Here is a 229-nt window from a genome sequence, read left to right on the forward strand (position 1 = left end):
CATCAAATGGAAGACGAACGAAAATCATCAAAAGCGGGGGAACGGGCCGCTGAAGACTTGCGCGAGGCGACTGCTAAGGAAGAAGCGAAAAACGAGAGCAAGACGGGGCACGATCTAGCTAAGGGCGCTGATCGCTTCGAAGAACGCTCTAACAGTCTGCTGAAAAACCTTAAAATGGAGAGTTTTCGTCTTCTCGGCGGTTGTTGTTGGAGCGGCGGGGTGGGCGGTT

Annotated in this window: 1 protein-coding gene; it reads left to right on the plus strand. The window is 53.3% G+C overall.

The window, feature by feature from the left end; all coding sequences use genetic code 11:
• Positions 1 to 229, plus strand: a 229-nt coding sequence (locus tag ACZXDY_RS46800) for a hypothetical protein (protein WP_464350144.1), incomplete at both ends; no start/stop codon positions are given.

This window comes from Bradyrhizobium sp. LeoB3 (genome assembly GCF_055456055.1).